Source organism: Dyadobacter tibetensis Y620-1 (assembly GCF_000566685.1).
GTDB lineage: Bacteria > Bacteroidota > Bacteroidia > Cytophagales > Spirosomataceae > Dyadobacter > Dyadobacter tibetensis.
Genome location: NZ_AZQN01000004.1, coordinates 450,235 through 469,148, shown reverse-complemented (window position 1 = coordinate 469,148; position 18,914 = coordinate 450,235). Strand labels below are relative to the sequence as shown.

Sequence of the window (18,914 nt, the reverse complement as noted above, 5' to 3'; positions counted from 1 at the left end):
GTAAGGGGTTTCCAATGGATATTATCCTAGGATTGCATAGATATCTGATTCACGCATGATCAATACATCTTTGCCATCGTGCGAGAGTTCAGTTCCAGAGTACTTACCGTACAATACGGTATCGCCTACTTTTACAGTTAGGGGCTCATCTTTTTTGCCAGGACCAACTGCCAATACGGTACCGCGTTGTGGTTTCTCCTTTGCAGTATCAGGAATTATGATACCAAATGCTGTTTTTTCTTCTGCTTGGGCTGGTTCTACAAGAACACGGTCAGCCAGAGGTTGTACGCTCACTTGTATTTCTGCTAAAGTTGACATAAGATATTTAACGTTTATATTTTGATTTGTCAGTTATTAAAGATGACTGCTTCCTCCCATAAACAATTCGTGCCAGCCTGATGACTCTGACATTTTTTCACAGGCACTCTGACACAATGGTATCCTGTCGGGAATGTCTTGCAATTTACAGATGTATACACTGACAGCGCTTTGCCAAAATTGCATTTGTAAGATGGAATGTGTAAATTTTAATGAGATCAAGCCTGATATTGCTTATGAAAAAATTACATGAGAATTGGTTGACAGATGACCTTATCGACTTTGAGTATAAAAAATACAAGCTTCTAGCCTATCTACAGGGCGTTGAGCAACAGTTTCAGCAAGTTCGCCTATTTCCTTATCTCCACGATCTTCGGACGCACCTGGCAACCTGCCAGCTCGTAAAAGGAAATAAGGAGGCTATCCGGTCGCATTTCCCGAAACGAGTTAAGAAGCTGGATTTGAGGAATGTTGAAATTGTGTATGAAGATCTGGTTGCAGAACACGCCGATATTGTCGACATCACCGAATTGCTGGATTATGCCATTCCTCAGCTAAGTGGTTCGCTGCATAGAGGGAATGCTGTACTGGAGGAGGTAGGAGTAAGAATGAAGCTTTCTCCAGTGGGGATAGAGCCCATGCGAACCGAAGAAGGATATCTTTTCCTTCAACGGAATCGTAATAGGTCTATTTATGTATATCAGTACCAGCTGGCCTTATTTAATACCGAGCAGGAACGCTATGTTAAATTGAATTATGTGGACCAGGCTAATGTCAGTATCGGCAAGACGGTAAATCAGCTTAAGGTGTCCCTGACCCGAAGATTTAGTCACCTACCGAATCCTGCTACCTATATTATCGAGTCACCAGTAGATTACCCTATTGCAGAGACGCTTTTGCCGGTAGCGCAGCGTTTGCTACTTCGTCATTTGAGCGTGTCCTGATATGAAAAAAGCCTGTTCCATTGAGGAACAGGCTTTTTTCTGATTTCTTTTAAATTACTGAGCGCTATCTCCAGCGGCCGGAAGTGCTTCAGTAGGGGCTACTGCCGGTGCTACCGGACCCGCTGGCACGGCCGTTTTTTGTGCTTTTTCAATGTTGACACTATTAATAGTTCCGCCATCGGTGCTATTACCAACCATGATATAAGATACCAATGAAATGACGATAATGGCTCCAGCCAATCCCCAGGTAATTTGTTCCAGAAGATCGGTGGTCTTTTTCACACCAAACATTTGAGCAGATCCCGAACCACTGAATTCACTGGATAGCCCTCCTCCTTTAGAATTTTGTACCAAAACTACCAGAATCAGTAGAACTGCAATAATTGCAACTAGAATAATCAGACCCAAATACATGTGTTAAGAATTATATATGATAGAATGAGTGAATTCGCATTAAGTCAGACGATTTAATTCACCTAATTTTTTCGCAAAGTAATTTCTTTTTTCCGGATTTTTCAAGATCAATTTTTGATAAACGTCCTTTGCCTTGTCTATTTTGCCCTGCCGGGTCAGGATTTGTGCATAGGCCTCAGTGTCAATCCCGCCAGCTCCCGAGGTGGCCAATCGTCCTTTAAGGTCTATCGAGAGGGGTTTTACGTCGTTTTCCTGCCGGGGCATGCGAGGATTTTTTTTCATAAACCCTTCTATTATTAACTTCTGCTTTTTTTGCTCCTCCGATTTTTGCCATTCTGGGCTTTCTTCCTCCACCAGTGTCTCGGTAAGCGGATAGTCAGTTGAGAAAGAAGCGGAATCTGTCGGTGTCTTCTCGAAAGCTAGTGCCTGTTGTGCTGGTGGTTCGGGTAGGCGTTCGGTCGGACTTTCTACGAATCGTTGAAGAGCCGTCCTGCTCAGGGCATACGCTGCTGCTTTGGGGCGATAAATATCCAAGACTTCGGGGCCTTGCAATGCAGATGCCTTAGCCAATAGGGCATAACTAATCTGGCAGAACGGAAATTTGCTGATGGTTCCCTCCAATTGTGGTATTATTTCAGGGTTAAGTTTGGAAGGATCCCGTACCAGTTCGCTAAAAAGTTCTTTATCTAGGATGGACATATGCCTATCTATCATTTGGTGATGAATGTATACTAAGTTTGACTTTACGATATTCTACTTACCAATCAGCTGCCGATTTATTGAAGATTTGTTGAACCAAGTTTTCCAGAATAGTTGGTAGAAGCCTCGCTTCGTTTTGGTTAAGGGTCTGATCCTGAGGGAAATCTGCATAATAGGTAAATGACTGGTCGAAATTTTTTGTTTCATCCAAAGCATTTGTGAATCGAACCTGTGCGGTTACATTTAGTCGGTTCAATCCTGCCTGGTCGTTAGCCGTAGGCGCGGCAGGCACCACGTCGTAGCTGATTATGCTACCTTCTATAATCAAGTCCCCACCTGTAGGGAGCTGAGTAAGACTTGTATTTTTCTGGTAATATTCTTTGAGCTGTTCTGTGAGACGCAGAGGCAGATCGGCCGGTCCTCCGGCCGTACCCATGGTGAAATTAATGATCGTAAAAGTTTTGATATCTGGAGAAAGACTAGTGCCTGTAAAGGAATAGACTCCGCAGGACAGGGGGAGCCAGGCCAAAATTAGCAAACCAATAATTCTCAAGGAAGGGAGCAGACTTTTCCTTTGTTTCTGATTCATATCTTATTCTTCAATATCATATTGTTTAATTTTTCTGTATAAGGTTCGTTCCGATATTCCCAATGCCTGAGCGGCATATTTTCGTTTATTATTATTTTTTCGAAGCGCCTTGATAATCATTTCCTTTTCCTTGTCTTCTAAGGAAAGCGATTCCTCTTCGGCAGAGACATGAACGACATCCTCGATGTCTTCGTCCTCATTGCTGTAGCGATCGTAACGGTCAAACGCCACCTGATGCGAAGGTGCAGGCGGAGTGAGCAGCCGGGTTGGCTCTGTAGTAGCCGCCCCTTCCATATTATTAATCGATTGAAACAGCTCTTCGTGATCGTCTAATATTTCTCTACCGTATTTTTCATTTTCCAGGACACCTCTTACCAGTTTTTTTAGCTCTGTTACATCTTTTCGCATATCAAAAAGAACTTTGTAGAGGAGCTCCCGCTCAGAAAATGAGGTGCCTGCGTCATCGTCAGACTTTACAGGAACCAGTGCTCTGCGTCCGGCAGGTTGCACCGGGTTAAGGTATCCATTCAGCGTAGACCCTGATATGGGGTGTTCCTTGTCTGTTTCCAGAATAGTGATCTGCTCTGCTATGTTTTTCAGTTGCCTGATATTGCCGGGAAAGGGATACTCCAGGAGTAAATCAGCTGCATCTGGACTCAAGCGTACCGGTTTACTACGGTATCTTTCTGAGAAATCGTTGGTAAACTTACGAAATAATAAAAGGACATCTTCACCCCGGTCGCGGAGGGCTGGCACATAGATCGGTACGGTATTCAGTCGGTAATACAGATCTTCTCTGAATTTACCTTTATTAACAGCATCTAGCAGATTGACATTAGTAGCTGCCACAACCCGAACATTGGTTTTTAAAACCTTCGAAGAACCAACTTTAATATATTCACCATTTTCGAGAACCCGTAGCAGCCTCGCTTGGGTTCCAAGGGGCATTTCTCCTACTTCATCTAAAAAAATGGTTCCACCATTGGTAGTTTCAAAATAGCCTTTTCGGGAGTCCTGGGCACCGGTAAAGGCGCCTTTTTCATGACCAAACAATTCGGAGTCTATCGTCCCTTCCGGAATGGCTCCGCAGTTGATTGCTATAAAGGCGCCATGTTTACGGGCACTCAGGTTATGAATGATTTTGGAAAAAGACTCCTTACCACTTCCAGACTCTCCGGTAATAAGTACGGTGAGATCGGTAGCAGCTACCTGAACGGCAACATGAATGGCATGGTTGAGAACTGGTGATCCTCCGATAATCCCAAACCGGTTTTTTATAGCTTGTATTTCCGAAGGGTTCATATGGACTGATACATTTATATTTATTAAGACTGAGTTCCAGAGGAGCTCAGTCCTTTTTGAGAATAATGATAAATTGCCTGCTGATTAAACAGTGACCGTAGACACAGCATGCCCTTTTAAAGTAGCTGAGGTGCATTCTGTCACTAGAACATCAACATAGGTCCCAGGTTTATAGTGTTCCCTAGGGAAGACTATGACCTTGTTTTGGTCATTGCGGCCTGAAAGGTGTTCCGCAGACTTCTTGGACGTTCCTTCTATTAATACTTTATGAACCTTACCAATTGCCCGCTGATTCCTTTCGAGAGACAAACGTCTCTGAACGGCTATTATTTCAGTAAGACGACGTTGCTTTACTTCGGGGCTGATGTCATCTGCATATTTTTTAGCTGCGGGAGTCCCAGGCCTTTCAGAGTAAATGAACATATATCCAAAATCAAACTGAGCATATTCCATAAGACTTAGGGAGTCTCTATGTTCTTCCTCGGTTTCGGAACAAAATCCTGCTATCATGTCACTGGATATTCCACAGTCCTCTCCTAAAATATCTCTGATCCTATCGATTCGATTCATATACCACTCCCTGGTGTAGGTTCTGTTCATGATTTCCAGCACCCGGCTGTTACCGCTTTGAGCAGGAAGGTGAATATAATTACAGATATTCTCGTATTTTTTTATCGTGTAAAGCACCTCGTCCGTAATATCTTTGGGATGGGAAGTACTAAAACGAACCCTCAGGTCAGGATGAATCGATGCGACCATTTCCAGTAGTTGAGCAAAATTTACCTGACTACCTTCCCCATTTTCCTGGTTGATGCTCCATTTATAACTGTCTACGTTTTGACCTAACAAGGTGACCTCTTTATAGCCTTTCTCAAAAAGATCCTGAGCCTCAGCAAGAATGCTTTTCGGATCTCGACTTCTTTCCCTACCCCGGGTATAAGGTACTACGCAGAAGCTGCACATATTATCACAGCCTCGCATAATGGAAATCATGGCAGTGATTCCGTTAGAGTTGAGTCTCACAGGAGCGATGTCGGCATAGGTTTCTTCACGGGAAAGAAAGACATTAACGGCCTTTTGGCCAGTCTCAGCTTCTTCCACGAGCCGGGGCAGATCGCGATAAGCATCCGGGCCCGTAACGATATCTACCATTTTTTCTTCTTCCAGGAGCTTGGTTTTGAGGCGTTCGGCCATGCAGCCTAATACGCCAATCAGCAGGCCAGGTTTACGACGTTTGATGGCATTTAAATGTTGGAGACGGATTCGCACCTTTTGCTCTGCATTGTCGCGGATGGCGCAGGTATTCAAAAATATTAAATCGGCGTCATTGGCATCTGAGGTAGTAGCAAACCCGGCATCACGCATAACAGAGGCTACAATTTCACTATCCGAAAAATTCATCTGACAACCGTAACTTTCTATAAAAAGGCGCTTCTTAGAAGAAATGGGTTCGTTTTCACTTACCCGGGAAGTTTCACAGGCTTCCTTGTCAGCTTCTTGTAATATTTTTAGGGTATCCGTGATTATATGCGTCATTTTCGTTTGTTGTCTTGAATGGTATTCCAGTATAGGCGCTAAACTCCCGCAGGGGTTCTGGCAGATTTACAAAAGTACAAAGAAAAGCTAAGAACTGACAATCTGGCAGGTTTTTTAAGTTACGGAATTCTATTGCCTCGTTAGGCTGTGCAGAAGGATGAGGGCTTAGAATGGATAGCCTACTCCAAGATTAATATTTAGAAAATTATTTTGGGTTCGTTTAAAGAGGCGGGCCATATCCAGCTCGTCGAGCACAAAACGCTGAACTGACGGATCATAGACTTTAATTCCAAAATCGAAGCGTAAAACAAAGTAGGACAGGTCGTAGCGAATACCAAATCCGGTTCCGAGGGCAATTTGTCTGGTGAAATTTTTGAAATCCAATTTCTGTTCTGCTTCTGCGTTTTGGTTAAGATTCCACACATTCCCGGCATCCAGAAACAGGGCGTAATTGATATCCCCAAAAAAATTGGTGAGAAAACCCCTGTATTCCAGGTTTCCTTCCAATAAAAACTCTCCTGGCGCCTCAATCGTTAAGTTATCGGCCGTTAGCCTAGGGGTAGCCGAACCCGGCCCTAATCGACGGGGAAGCCATGCTCGTACACTGTTGGAACCGCCCGCGAAAAAGTACTTTTCATAGGGAGGCACCTGGCCACTACCATAGCTCCATATTCCGCCGGTATTAATCCTGGCTACTAAAACTGATTTTTTCCCTGTAGGCCAATATCGCCTATAATCAACAATTCCCCGCAGATACTTATAAAATTGTAACTCCCCAAAAACATTTTGAATCAAATCTTTTTGTTTTGGGAAAATATTAAGCGATGTGCCACCCGACTCGAGGGCTAGACGTAAATAACGGGCATTTTTGGGAGGGCCATTGAACGGGTTAGTATTATAAACAAAGTTAAAACTCAGATCAGAGACGAAGGATTTTTGAAAACTGTTGACCAAGTTGTTCCCTTCATTTTGTAACTCCAGGAGCAAATTCTTGAAATCGGGGCGTAATCTTTGGGTGTTTAAGATATTCAGGTCCAGCAATGTCACATTGAAAAGAGTGGTGGGGGAGGGTTGCCAAGAGTAGGTCATAGACGATTTGACAATGGAGCGGGTATATTCCGGCCGATTAACATAATTGAACCCTATACCTACCTGTGTTCGGGGGTTATATAGGCTTAGTTTTTTTTGAATTTTGGAGATGGGAAATAATATTCGAGGGAAATTTAGGGCAGCGTTCACACCAATTTCTTCACTGCGATAGATTTGTTTATTACCCAGAAAGCCCGGTACGAGTTCGATACCTCCTCGAATATTGGATTCGAAATTTTCGAGTCCGTTAAATACATTTCTGATTTTATAGGATAGGTTGGCAAAGGGGCCCGGTGCCCCCTGGAGCTGAATTACATTGAGACCGACATCGGTAGAAATCTGATATTTTTCAAGCGGAATAGCTTTGAAGTAACTATGTAGTCCGTGAGCGGTAGAATCGAATTGATAACTGTAATTAACGAAGCGAAACTGATCGGTGAGCGACAGCTGTTGCTGCGATACCCGTTCTTTATACTGGCTGTAAGGTTCGTTTGGCCTTACTAAAATTTTATTAGATAGGATTTTTGGAGAAAAATATTTGTCTGTAAATATATATTCAACGCCATTATATAAGATGGTATCTTTTTTAAAAAGAGAATCCGGTACTCCCGATGGAGGGAGGACTTCAAAATGAACCGAACGAATGGTGTAGGGTTGCATGTTTGCAGACTTGGCAGGCAGATCTACCCGGACCTGAACATCTACCAGCTGATAAAGACTGTCGGTCAGTGGATTGGTAAGGGTATCATTAATTAAGAAATTAATATACTGGCGTGAGAAATCGAAGTAGCCACTATTTTTCAAAAGTGACTCCAGGCGAACCCTTTCCTGTTCAAAGCTTTCTCCATCATATCGCTTTCCCTTCGCCAATATGGAAAGTGGCTTAGACTGATTGATCAAGCTATCGATTCGATTGTTATTGATTCGGTAAGAAATGTCGTTCAATAGGGTTGGACGACCTTCCTCAATCCGGTAGATTGGCCTAATGCGGTTTCGCAAGGAGTCTGGAATAAAGACCACCTTTGACTGGAAAAAGCCATTATTGTACAGGTATCTTTTTATTTTGGATACGTTATTACTTGCCTCTTCCGAGTTAAAATAAACTGGTTTCTCGCCTACTACACGCATCCAAAAATTGCCTTCTTCAATTTTGACTCTTGCTTTGGCTATTTTCTTTTCATATTTACGCTCTATTTTTTCGGTTTTGCGTGCATCATGTTCGTGATTTCGGATTTCGTTTTGGTAATTTTGGGTTATTTCCAAAAGTTGACGCTGACGGTCGTCCTTGCTGTAGAATAACGCCCCGAAGCGATATAAACCCACGTAGGGGAAAAAGGGAAGTCCTAAAAATCGTCTGTTGGGCTTTTGTGGAATAAGTGCATCTAATTCCGATTTTTTGATGGCTTGATTTCCTTCGAAAACAGTATTTCCCAAGAAATAGGATTCTTGTCCCGGAATTGACTTAGGGGCGCAGGAACTTAATCCTGCCAGAATAAGCAAGAAAATTAACGTATTAAAAAATAACCTATTTGTGTTCAATGCTGTCTAAAAATCGTATTAAATATATCAACGCCCTGAAAAATAAGAAGTTCAGACAGGCCTATTCCGCTTTTACCGTGGAAGGAGCAAAAAGCGTGATAGAGCTGATTCAGTCAGATTACGAAATAGAATTCGTGCTGGTGACTGATGAATTCCGACAAAAATACGCAACAATTTTATCAGGACATACTGCTCCTCTCGAAAGCGTGAGTCAGAAGGATCTGGAAGGGGTGGGTACTTTTCAAACCAATGACTCTTGCCTTGCTGTGGCAAAGTTGAAAAATAACATGCCATTAGAGCGAGAATCCGGTGAATATTTGTTGGCCTTGGATGATATTCGTGATCCTGGCAACCTAGGTGCTATCATCCGTATTGCCGATTGGTATGGTATCAGCAAGATCATTTGTTCAAAGGATACTACCGACTGGTACAATCCTAAGGTAATAGCTGCCAGCAAAGGATCATTTACCCGTGTGCAGCCTTATTATACCAATCTGGAGGAGTATTTTATGCAACAACCTGAATCAACTTTCATAGCCGGAGCATTTCTAGGTGGAGATTCCTTGCATCGATTCGACTTTCCCGGTGAGGGAGGATTTATTGTTATGGGAAATGAATCGAATGGTATTGGCGAAGGGGTTAGCCGCTTCATTAGTCATCGCATCACAATACCTCGTTTTGGAGAAGCGGAGTCATTGAATGTAGGCATGGCAACGGCAGTCATCATAGATAATCTCCGAAGAGGCTTAGGCAAATAGCATTTTGTTAAATTAGTATTGGCTAGGGAAGGTCTATCCTATCATTACTACGAGGAAGAATGAAACGACGGGGGGGCAGGATATTTCGATGCTGTCCTCCCGTTGAAATTTTTATTAGTCGATCAATGGCTCTGTAATTCAATAAGAGGCTTCGTCGGATCTTACAGCATCCTCCATGAGTTCTTCGGCATATTCTTTTCCCAGGTACCGATCAATATAATGATGTGCGATATATAGTAGAGGGGTCATTAATATGGCAATGATTCCCTTGTAAAGATAATTAATACTCCCGACAGAAAAGACAAGCTTCAGATCCCAATTACCGAAGACATAAAAGGCAATTCCGATGACTACGAAGCTGTCGAAAAGTTGAGAGAAAAGCGTAGAACCTGTTGCCCTTAACCATATGAAACGACCTCCTGTCTTTTTTCTCAGCCACGAAAATACATAAACATCTAAGAGCTGCCCCAATAGGAATGCGATAATAGAGCCAGCCATAATACCTAATCCTTGATTGAAAATCTTCGCAAATGCATCGTTTATGTTAAAAAAATTTCCCTGGCTATCCGTTCCATTAAGATCAAGCCAGAACTGGGCTGGGGGAAGGGTAGTGGCTATATATATCGTAATAAAAGTATATACGATGAATACGGCCGTAAGATAGGAAATTCGCTTCACCCCCTTCTTACCAAAATACTCATTAATAATATCCGAAGTAATAAAAACAATGGGCCAGTTTACCACACCTGCGGTCATATTGAAGTCCATCTTCTGACCTGCAATTGGTATCTGCAATGGGGCTAGTCCGAGTAATGCTTCGACGGAAAAAATTTTTCCTCCTACAATTTCGGCAATTAGAGCATTGGTAAGAAATACCCCACAGAGAACCAGAAAGAGTCTTTGTCTTTTTCGTTCCGTTGCAGGTAATACCAATACTTTGGAGGGAGAATTACTGATCACGTGTGCAAGATTAGGCTAGAATTTCCTCAATAGTTTTACTGGAAAGTACCCTCCGATTTTCCAGGAAATACTGGAGCTTATCCATTGCCTGATTTAATTCGTCAATAGTAGGAAGCGTGACAATACGGAAATGGTCGTTAGAAATATAATTAAAGCCGGTACCCGCAACAACCAGTACCTTTTGCTCGCTAAGCAGGTCATAAACGAATTTTTCATCGTTTTCCAACCCAAATTTTTTCAAATCAATTTTAGGAAATACATAAAGAGAGCCTTTAGGCTTAACGCAACTGATACCGGGAATTGCGGTCAAACGATCGTAAATCAGATTCATCTGTTTATATATCCTACCGCCAGGTGCCACCAATTCGTTAATACTTTGATAACCACCTAATGCAGTCTGAATGGCATACTGGGTGGGTACATTCGCACAGAGCCTCATGCTCGCCAGCAATAAAATTCCCTCCATATACGATTTTGCCTTTTGCTTGGCTCCGCTCATAATCATCCAGCCTCCTCTAAAGCCAGCTGAACGATAATTTTTACTAAGACCTCCATAAGTTACGCAAAGCGTATCATGAACCAGGGTACCCATGGGGTAGTGGACGGCATCATCAAAAAGAATTTTATCATAGATTTCATCCGAAAATATGATGAGGCCATGCTCTTCTGCCAGTCGTGCAATGCCCTGTAAAATATCCTTATTATAAACGGCTCCCGTAGGGTTATTGGGGTTGATCAATACAATTCCTTTTGTTTTAGGCGTGATCTTCCGTTCCATATCTGCCAGATCGGGATTCCATTCGGCGGCTTCATCACAAACGTAATGAACGGGGGTGCCTCCACTAAGGGCAATGCTCGCAGTCCAAAGGGGATAGTCAGGGGAGGGGACCAATATTTCATCGCCCGGATTGAGCAATGCCTGCATGGAAAGTAGGATTAGTTCACTTACCCCGTTCCCTACAAATATATCACCAATTTCTACGTCAGGAATGCCAATGGTCTGCGTGTAATGCATAATGGCTTTCCTTGCCGCAAAAAGTCCGCGGGAATCGGAGTATCCCTGGGCATTCCGAAGGTTCATGATGATGTCATGAACGATCTCGTCGGGTGAGTCGAAGCCGAAAGGGGCGGGATTTCCAATATTTAAGTTATGGATCTTGTAGCCTTGGCTCTCAAGTTCCAGGGCTTTTTCATAAGTAGCCCCTCTAATTTCATATCGAAGGTTATTCAGCCGGTTGCTTTTCTGGAAGTTCATATATTACTGCGCTAATCCTAGTACAAATTTAAGGACAAAAGGCTCCATTTGGTAATGGCTCTTTTGTTTAAAAGGACAATATGATCAAAAAAACTTAGATTTCCTTCTAAGAAGGACGGAAAAAGGCCTCCCATAGGGGTGGGAGGCCTTTTAAAGAATCCTGACTACTTTACTTTACAATGGTAAGGCCATAGGTTCCAAAGCTCCCCTGGTCTACTGTATAGGTCAAATTTAGCGAAATGCTGTTGTTACAGGCATTAATCTCACCCGTTCCTTGAACTGCCCCGTTAGTATATCCTACAAATGAAGCGGCAAATACCTGCTTAGCTACGGCGACCTTGGTGGTTTTGGGGTCAATTGTGATCTTTATTACCGCATCTGGGTCTTCTACAAAACCTTTGATCACCAGTACGTTATCACCTTCCCTGGTGACGGTTACGGGATAAGAGGCTTCCCAGAAGTTGGGATCGTCGATGGTGAATTCACCGACAAAATTGTCTAAATCCAAGGGGCATACAACCGGATATTTTAACTTCAGGTTTGATCCCGGGAAATTTGAAATATCTGCTGAAAACTGATTCCCTAATTCTGAAAAAGCAGGAACCACCGCACCCTCCTGGGTATAGATGGTTGCTCCCACTTCAAAATAGTCGCCAGGCACAATATCGGCAACGTTTATTCCAAAGGCTGTGGCAATCTTTGCTGCATCAAGGTCAATGGAAATAGGCAGCGAAGTAACATCGGCCTGTAGAACCTTGATATTTTTATAATCCCCGTTTTTGGTTATCACCACATCAATAGATTTGGGTGGGGTGTCATCGGGGAATAATAGGTCGACTGAGAACTTCCCCTTAAACTCTGCAGGTTCCTGAATAAGGACATCGGAATTATCTGCCTGAGTAAGCAAAGGTATAGGCACTCTGGCGAGGTCGGGTATATTGCCTTTTCCGTCATCGTTACAAGAACTGATGCCTATAGCCAGAATTGCTAATATTGGAAAATATATTAATATCTTTTTCATATGTCTAAATTCAAATGAGTGGTGATTACTTATCCCAAAATACTTTATAAGTAGAAGGAGCCTTTTGAGCTGGCGCTGAAGGATTTACCCTGAGCTCATCGTTAGGCCAGGGTAAAGAGCGTGGATAGTCTCGTGACAGTTGTACGGGTACGGGCGGCTGGGCTCCTGGTGTTTCAAAATTACCGTTAATGGGAGGTTGAACGAAGCCATTCGGAGCCATGTCGGGATTATTCGGATTGAACAGCACCGGGTATCCTGTTCGGCGGTAATCGGTATATTGATCCACGCTGAATCCAAAGCTTGATATCCACTTTTGGGTCATAATCATCTCCAGACGTTTTGCTTTAGTAGCGGCTTCGAAAGCTGCTGCAATTTTAGCAAGGAAAGTGGTAGAGGCTTCCGTTCCCTCGAGTTTAGGAGCGGTTGGCGCTGCCTTGCCCGACACATAATCCACAAGCTTAATGGACTCCAGAACAGCCTTATTGAATACTGCCGCCTCGTCCCCAGTAGCCAGACCAACATTAATGAGTTCGGCCTCGATAAAAAGGCGATCTGCATAAGTTAACAGGCGAAGGGGGGCTGCCCCTGTTCCGGAAGTTGCACCGATTTTCGCCGCTCCCCCATCGTCGTATTTTCCTCCGGCCGGGTATACGCCCATAAGAGTCATACTGGCATCCTGTGACCAGTCGCGGTTACGACCTACCGATCCAAAATAGATGGATAGGAATCCACCGTCACGATACTCAGCCGTATTTTGAGATTTTTCAGTGGGCTTCAATTGTTTATAAAAATAATAGGGGATGCGAGGATCCTCTATTCCGGTAAATACGGTGTTATTATATCCTTTCATAGCTCCATAGAACCAGGGACTAATATAATTGCCCTTTTGACCAGCCGGATAATCAGAATAGGCTGGATTTCTGTCTTCGGGAGACAGACTGGTTCCATAATTAAACATGAGTCCATCGGCTGTGGAGGCAATCAATTTACCCGAAGCCAGCAAGGCTTTTACTTCTGTAGAAACATCTCTTGTGAGTCGTATCTGATTATATAGCTTTAATTTGATAGTATTGGCGGCCTTTTCCCATTTGGCCATACTACCCGCATAAAATAAGTCGTTGGTGCTTGGTACGAGAACATTAGCGGCTGAGGTATTGGTAATATCAGCAATTCCTGCATCCAACAAGGCGATCAAAGAAGGATAAATATCTTCACCATTATCGAATTTGGGATATTTTATTCCTTCTGTGGCAAACTTATTAGCTTCTGAGTAAGGCACATTTCCGTAGAGATCTACCAGCAAGCTAAAGGCATAAGCTTTTATGATTTTGCCAATTCCGGCATAACGTAGGTTTCCTGCTTCTTCCGCTTTTGCTATCAGGATTTCTGCGTTTTGCAGACAGCCCACATAATCCGGGGAGGATTGGGAAGACTGGGGGCTATACATTCCCCTCCAGGATCCGTTAATATTAAATTCGGATCCTGTTGCACCATATTGATCAGGTGTTTCCCGTACCACCGTTTGGTGCATATATACTGACAAAACAGTCGTGATGCCCCGGGCACCCCTGGCGTCGTTGGTATGGCCTATGACAGCGGCAAGGCCCCGTTCGGCACTAGGCAGTAATTGACTAACTGATATATCGGTAGGGCTGTTCGGGTCGGTATTGATGTCGAGAAAATTTTCGGTACATCCCGACAAAACAAACAACACAGCCATAAGGTATATGATTGAATTTTTCATGTTTTGTTCAAGCTTAGATGGTAAATTAGAATGAAACACGCAAGTTGACACCAAATCGTCTGGTCGTTGGTGCAGCCGACAATTCTATTCCAGAAATGTTGGTAGATCCGAAACTCGCCGACTCAGGATTGAAGTTGGTATGCTTGGGCATGTTAGGTGCCAGGTACCATAAATTACGCCCGCTCACCGATATATTGGCACTGCCAAAGGGTAATTTGGTCAGGAATTTTTTAGGTATTTCGTATCCCAGCGCTATCTCCCGCAGCGTCCATACGGTAGCATCGTAGATATTCCATTCGGTGGCGGAATTAATGGCGAAAGTTTCCCCAAAATAGAGGTTATTAGTGCTGACCGCAGTGGTATTGGCCACCTTTTGGCCGTCGACCAAAATCGGTAAACCCGTGTTGGCATCGCCATAATAACCAGGAATTATCCAGCTGGTCTCACGATCTTCGGTGTCTTTGGTAACCCCTCTTCCCATCATTGATGTTACGGTCACCGAGTACATGTCTCCGCCTTTGGTATAGTCTAATAACGCATTCAAAGAAAAACCTTTATAGCTGACCCCGGTCGCAAATCCCATTTTATAATCCGGATTAGGATTGCCTACGATGCCTGGTTCCAAGGCCGGGATAAGTTCGCCGGTTGTAGGATTAATCAGGAGATTTCCATCTTCATCTCTAGCACTTTTTGTTCCATATAAAGCTCCATATGGTTCCCCTTCGATGGCAACGGGTCTGATGTCGGTTAGCACACCAGCCAGTTGGATTTGCTCAACACCATCTTGCAGCTTTTCTACTATACTTTTGTTTTTGGTATAGATCAAATGTAGATTCCACTCAAAATCATTACTTTGAATGGGAATCAACTTAAGGTCTACCTCTATACCCTTATTGGAAATTTCTCCAAAATTTTCATACGTTTCGTCGAATCCTGTGGACCGAGGCAGGGTAATTGGGGCGATTTGATTCTTGGAAATACGCTTGTATAAAGCTAGATCGATTCCAATTCTTCGTTTCAATATCCACATTTCCGCGCCTACTTCCTGGTCAGTTGTAAATTCCGGCTTCAGGTTTGGATTCGCCGCTGTGGGGAAGATAGAGGCACTGCTGGTCCCGGTGAAGGGTGTATTAATGGCATATGTATTTTGAAGATAATAGGGATCGGCATCACGTCCAACCTTCGACCAACTGGCTTTTAGTTTCCCATAAAATGTTTGTTCGGGAATATTAAAGGCTTTGGTAACATTTACTGCCAAGGAGGCACTTGGGTAGAAGTAGCTTCTATTGTTTCGAGGCAGGGTCGACGACCAATCATTTCTCCCTGTCAATGTTAGATAGGCGATGTCATCATAACCCAGACTCACTTCTCCGAATATTCCCCAAAGTCTTCTCTGGTAAAAACTAGATGCTTCTGCTACCTGTGTTTTGGTGTTGGTAAGCGTATAGATTCCTGGAGCCACAATCTGATTTCCAGTCGTTAGTTGATCCCTCCAGTCACGACTGTTAACATTATGCCCTAAGAAACCTTTCAGGTCAAATTTGCCAATAGGGGCAGGATTGAAATTTAGCAAGAAAATAGACTCTATTTCCTTGTTATTGAAATTTTGCTCTTTTACCACGCCAAGACCGCCCGCTCCTCTGGATCCGAGGTCAACAACTTCCCGGCGGAACATGCTATAGGTATTGACTCCAATTCTATAACTGGTGTTCAACCAGCTTGTGATATCGTAGGATAAATTAATATTTCCTGTTGCACGGTCATTTTTAGTATCTACTACGTTATGTTTCCAGGCCCATAAAGGGTTGTCGTACTGGGCATTGCTTGTAGACACGGGAAACCCATTGGCATCTTCGAACGGTAATCCGGCTATATTCCAGTTCCTTCCCAAGAACAAGGTTCTGGCGAAGGAAGATGAAGCGCCTTCAACTTGATTTTCTCCAAATGTACTTCCCTTTTGATTGGTGTGGGAATAACTGAAATTTCCTCCTACGGTAAGGCCATTATCGAGCTTGGTGTTCCCCCCGAGCCCTATGCTTCCTCTATCGAAGTTTGAATTTGGTACATATCCACTATGTTTTAAAAACGACATGGTGGCGCTGACAGAGGATTTTTCGTTCCCGCCGCTTACAGTCACAGAATTATCCCAGACTTTTCCTGTTCTGAAAAGGTCCTTCACATTATTGGGTATGGCCTCATAGGCGATTTTTCCACTTGCAGGAAATAATCCAGGGAAAGCAGATAAATAATTACCCCAAACGGGTATGCTATCCAGAGATGAAAATCTCGGGCCCCAGGAGCCATTGGCATTGGCATAATTGAAGGTGGATCCTGGGCCATAAGTATTTTGATAATCCGGGAGGTTAGCAATGTTTTCTACGGCAAAAGAACCCGAATAGGTAACTTCCATTCCTTTTCGCCCGGGCGAAGAACTTCCCGACTTGGTGGTGATAATAATGGCCCCATTAGATGCCCGAGAGCCATACAGGGCCGCAGCCGCAGCTCCCTTGAGGATGTTCATCGAGGCTATATCGTTAGGATCCAGACTGGATAGTCCATTGGAGTAGGCTCCTCCACCGGAAGTCTGACTGGAAGTCGTTACCTGTCGGTTGTTATAGGGAATACCATCTACAATGATTAAGGGCTCATTGGATCCGAAGAAAGAGGTATTTCCCCGAATGCTTATTTTAGTCGCAGCTCCAGGTGTTCCCTGCGATGTTCGGATATCTACACCTGCTACTTTACCCTGCAGGGATTTTAGTGGGTCGACCTCGCTTTTGCGAACGAGTTCTGAGCCATCGACCTGCGCAACAGAATATCCCACTGCCCGCGCATCTCTTTTTATTCCCAATGCGGTAACAACTACCTCTTGAAGTTGATTAACGTCTGTTTCTAATGAGACATTGATAACAGAACGATTTGCTACCTGAACCTCTTGGTTCAAGAAACCGATGAAACTGAATACCAAGGTAGCGTTGGGATCGGCCTCCAAAGAGTAGGTTCCGTTGGCCTCAGTAAGCGTACCCCGTGTTGTATTTTTAATAGAAATACTCACTCCGGGTAAAATGGATCCGTCCGAATCCGTGACTTTTCCTGTAATGGTTCGGTTCTGACCGAATCCTAGGCTGGCAATCAGCAATATGCAGGCTGCCATCAAAAATAGAGTCTTCCTCATATGTAGTATTCGTTTGGTGATTTGTCGTCATAAGTTAAGATATAATTTGAATTTTCGCAAGGAATTGGAAATGCTTGTTTACAAAAAAAGGGTGCCCGGAATGGACACCCTTTCATAAAAAATTTTAATTACTTACTGCTTGTCCCACCATAATTTGGTAGTAGCCAAGTCTCCACCAATGGCAGTGGCAGCGTCAGTAAAGTTATCACCATTTAGAGAAGGTTCGGTATGAGGATAGATCATACGAACGGGTAACTTAAGATCTAAGCCGGTAACAACTGGTGCTTTAATCTGCGGATAATCCAGTCTTCTCCAGTTTAACCAGGAGTCCCAGCCACGATTGTAAAGAGCCAGCCATAATTGCTTGCCGATCTTTTCTTTGTAGTTCGTACCGGCAGTGGCATATGCTACACCCGGCTGAGCTAGATAGCTAGCAGCCATTTCGTCACTTTTTCCCCAATAGTTGATGGAAGCCGTAACACCTTTGGCGTATTCAGCTGCTGCATCACCCGTGATAAAACCTCTTTCGATGGCCTCAGCGCGTAGGAAAGAAACTTCCGAATAGTCTAATACCAGTCCTTCCTGAGTAGGATCGATGATATTGTCGCTGATATGAGAGAAAGCAGAGTAGGTATTAGTAAAACCATAATTACCTCCTTTGTATTCTCCATTGATCATCGTGAAAAACGCTGATCTTCTAGGGTCGTTCAGTGAATTCATATTATCGATGATCACCGAAGTAGGTATGAAATCCTGACGAGATGTGAACAATTTATTCAGGTTCGTCGAAACAGGATTGTTGTTTGGAGGACTAGCTATGTAAGGGAAAGCGGCATTGTCACTGTTAGAAGTAAAAGCCTTTGGAGCAGCAGCGGCGATCAAAGATTTAGCTTTGGCTGCATCGCTATCGGCGATGACCATAGCCATCTTCAACATAAGCGAGTTTCCGAACATGGACCATTTGGTCATGTTGCCACCATAGAACAAGTCACCTTCTCCGAATCCTCCTGCTGAGGTATCAATTTTGCCTATTGCAGCAGCTAATCGATTCAGTAGGTCGTCATAGATCGTTTTGGCATCATCGTACTTGGGTAGTGAATTCTCAGGATTTAAAGCTTCCGAATAAGGAACGTTTCCAAAGGTATTCACAAGTACCGACCAAGCCATCACTTCCATGATTTCCACCTGAGCCAATTGGTTGGCTTTCACCTTAGGTGTCAGGATAACATTGGCATTAATAATCGTTTTGGATGCATTCAGATCTGAAAGCACATCCTTGTATAGGCTCGACCAAATATTCAAAGGTATCGTTCTGGCCGTCATATTATAACGAGGCTCGTCCAGATAAGTCGTGGTGGTCCACTGCTGCATGTAAAGCCTGAAGTTATTATTATTAACGTTGGGCGTGGTTAATGCATCCGTGTAATTCTTAAGTGCATTGGAGAAAAGGGTAACTGCTGGTACAGTGCTCGCCTTCTTTTCATCCACATTATAGTCGTCCAAACTATCCACGCATGCCGTTAGCAGCATGACGGGGAATAAAAGTATGAGTATTTTTTTCATAATATTTT

General features: G+C 43.6%; 15 protein-coding genes. 2 read left to right on the top strand and 13 right to left on the bottom strand.

Annotated features, from left to right (window positions below):
- Positions 1-21: 21 nt before the first annotated feature.
- Positions 22-318 (bottom strand): co-chaperone GroES, encoded by a 297-nt coding sequence (locus X939_RS0113870; RefSeq protein ID WP_025763884.1) that lies wholly within the window; start codon positions 316-318, stop codon positions 22-24.
- 236 nt (positions 319-554) lie between these two features.
- Between X939_RS0113870 and X939_RS0113865 the strand changes: the two genes are divergently transcribed.
- A complete protein-coding gene (locus X939_RS0113865) occupies positions 555-1,262 on the top strand; it encodes a hypothetical protein (RefSeq protein ID WP_025763883.1) in 708 nt (235 codons plus the stop codon).
- A 54-nt stretch (positions 1,263-1,316) separates the two neighbouring features.
- On the opposite strand, the gene secG is transcribed toward X939_RS0113865, so the two are convergent.
- From secG to tamL, 6 genes are all read right to left on the bottom strand, one after another.
- Positions 1,317-1,676 carry a preprotein translocase subunit SecG gene (secG, locus tag X939_RS0113860; protein ID WP_025763882.1) on the bottom strand — a complete coding sequence of 120 codons (360 nt, stop codon included), beginning with the start codon at positions 1,674-1,676 and terminating at the stop codon, positions 1,317-1,319.
- 39 nt (positions 1,677-1,715) lie between these two features.
- On the bottom strand, positions 1,716-2,375 hold the full coding sequence (locus tag X939_RS0113855; protein ID WP_025763881.1) for a DUF8458 domain-containing protein: 660 nt from the start codon (positions 2,373-2,375) through the stop codon (positions 1,716-1,718).
- 58 nt (positions 2,376-2,433) lie between these two features.
- Complete coding sequence (gene lptE / locus X939_RS0113850; RefSeq protein WP_025763880.1) at positions 2,434-2,964, bottom strand: LPS assembly lipoprotein LptE; 531 nt, start codon at positions 2,962-2,964, stop codon at positions 2,434-2,436.
- 3 nt (positions 2,965-2,967) lie between these two features.
- Positions 2,968-4,266 (bottom strand): sigma-54 interaction domain-containing protein, encoded by a 1,299-nt coding sequence (locus tag X939_RS0113845; protein ID WP_025763879.1) that lies wholly within the window; start codon positions 4,264-4,266, stop codon positions 2,968-2,970.
- Positions 4,267-4,350: 84 nt separating this feature from the next.
- Positions 4,351-5,802, bottom strand: coding sequence for a tRNA (N6-isopentenyl adenosine(37)-C2)-methylthiotransferase MiaB (gene miaB, locus X939_RS0113840; RefSeq protein WP_025763878.1), 1,452 nt, complete (start codon positions 5,800-5,802; stop codon positions 4,351-4,353).
- A 165-nt stretch (positions 5,803-5,967) separates the two neighbouring features.
- Complete coding sequence (gene tamL, locus X939_RS0113835; RefSeq protein WP_025763877.1) at positions 5,968-8,391, bottom strand: translocation and assembly module lipoprotein TamL; 2,424 nt, start codon at positions 8,389-8,391, stop codon at positions 5,968-5,970.
- Between the two features lie 38 nt (positions 8,392-8,429).
- Here tamL and X939_RS0113830 point away from each other — a divergent pair, with 38 nt between their 5' ends.
- Complete coding sequence (locus X939_RS0113830; protein ID WP_025763876.1) at positions 8,430-9,188, top strand: TrmH family RNA methyltransferase; 759 nt, start codon at positions 8,430-8,432, stop codon at positions 9,186-9,188.
- A gap of 138 nt (positions 9,189-9,326) precedes the next feature.
- On the opposite strand, the gene X939_RS0113825 is transcribed toward X939_RS0113830, so the two are convergent.
- The 6 genes from X939_RS0113825 to X939_RS0113800 form a co-directional block, all read right to left on the bottom strand.
- Entirely contained in the window at positions 9,327-10,148 is an 822-nt protein-coding gene (locus X939_RS0113825) for a queuosine precursor transporter (protein ID WP_025763875.1), read from the bottom strand.
- A gap of 10 nt (positions 10,149-10,158) precedes the next feature.
- Complete coding sequence (locus X939_RS0113820; RefSeq protein ID WP_025763874.1) at positions 10,159-11,403, bottom strand: pyridoxal phosphate-dependent aminotransferase; 1,245 nt, start codon at positions 11,401-11,403, stop codon at positions 10,159-10,161.
- 169 nt (positions 11,404-11,572) lie between these two features.
- Positions 11,573-12,424 carry a hypothetical protein gene (locus X939_RS0113815; RefSeq protein ID WP_025763873.1) on the bottom strand — a complete coding sequence of 284 codons (852 nt, stop codon included), beginning with the start codon at positions 12,422-12,424 and terminating at the stop codon, positions 11,573-11,575.
- A 25-nt stretch (positions 12,425-12,449) separates the two neighbouring features.
- Positions 12,450-14,168: a SusD/RagB family nutrient-binding outer membrane lipoprotein gene (locus tag X939_RS0113810; protein ID WP_025763872.1), complete on the bottom strand. Its 1,719-nt coding sequence runs from the start codon at positions 14,166-14,168 to the stop codon at positions 12,450-12,452.
- Between the two features lie 25 nt (positions 14,169-14,193).
- Positions 14,194-17,343 (bottom strand): SusC/RagA family TonB-linked outer membrane protein, encoded by a 3,150-nt coding sequence (locus X939_RS0113805; RefSeq protein WP_025763870.1) that lies wholly within the window; start codon positions 17,341-17,343, stop codon positions 14,194-14,196.
- Between the two features lie 132 nt (positions 17,344-17,475).
- A complete protein-coding gene (locus tag X939_RS0113800; RefSeq protein WP_025763869.1) occupies positions 17,476-18,906 on the bottom strand; it encodes a SusD/RagB family nutrient-binding outer membrane lipoprotein in 1,431 nt (476 codons plus the stop codon).
- Positions 18,907-18,914 lie beyond the last annotated feature (8 nt).

What these genes read in the sequence shown, in the direction of transcription:
- X939_RS0113870 (WP_025763884.1), bottom strand. Translation starts at nt 318, where the DNA reads ATGTCAACTTTAGCAGAAATACAAGTGAGCGTACAACCTCTGGCTGAC.
- X939_RS0113865 (WP_025763883.1), top strand. Translation starts at nt 555, where the DNA reads ATGAAAAAATTACATGAGAATTGGTTGACAGATGACCTTATCGACTTT.
- secG (WP_025763882.1), bottom strand. Translation starts at nt 1,676, where the DNA reads ATGTATTTGGGTCTGATTATTCTAGTTGCAATTATTGCAGTTCTACTG.
- X939_RS0113855 (WP_025763881.1), bottom strand. Translation starts at nt 2,375, where the DNA reads ATGTCCATCCTAGATAAAGAACTTTTTAGCGAACTGGTACGGGATCCT.
- lptE (WP_025763880.1), bottom strand. Translation starts at nt 2,964, where the DNA reads ATGAATCAGAAACAAAGGAAAAGTCTGCTCCCTTCCTTGAGAATTATT.
- X939_RS0113845 (WP_025763879.1), bottom strand. Translation starts at nt 4,266, where the DNA reads ATGAACCCTTCGGAAATACAAGCTATAAAAAACCGGTTTGGGATTATC.
- miaB (WP_025763878.1), bottom strand. Translation starts at nt 5,802, where the DNA reads ATGACGCATATAATCACGGATACCCTAAAAATATTACAAGAAGCTGAC.
- X939_RS0113830 (WP_025763876.1), top strand. Translation starts at nt 8,430, where the DNA reads ATGCTGTCTAAAAATCGTATTAAATATATCAACGCCCTGAAAAATAAG.
- X939_RS0113820 (WP_025763874.1), bottom strand. Translation starts at nt 11,403, where the DNA reads ATGAACTTCCAGAAAAGCAACCGGCTGAATAACCTTCGATATGAAATT.
- X939_RS0113815 (WP_025763873.1), bottom strand. Translation starts at nt 12,424, where the DNA reads ATGAAAAAGATATTAATATATTTTCCAATATTAGCAATTCTGGCTATA.
- X939_RS0113810 (WP_025763872.1), bottom strand. Translation starts at nt 14,168, where the DNA reads ATGAAAAATTCAATCATATACCTTATGGCTGTGTTGTTTGTTTTGTCG.
- X939_RS0113805 (WP_025763870.1), bottom strand. Translation starts at nt 17,343, where the DNA reads ATGAGGAAGACTCTATTTTTGATGGCAGCCTGCATATTGCTGATTGCC.
- X939_RS0113800 (WP_025763869.1), bottom strand. Translation starts at nt 18,906, where the DNA reads ATGAAAAAAATACTCATACTTTTATTCCCCGTCATGCTGCTAACGGCA.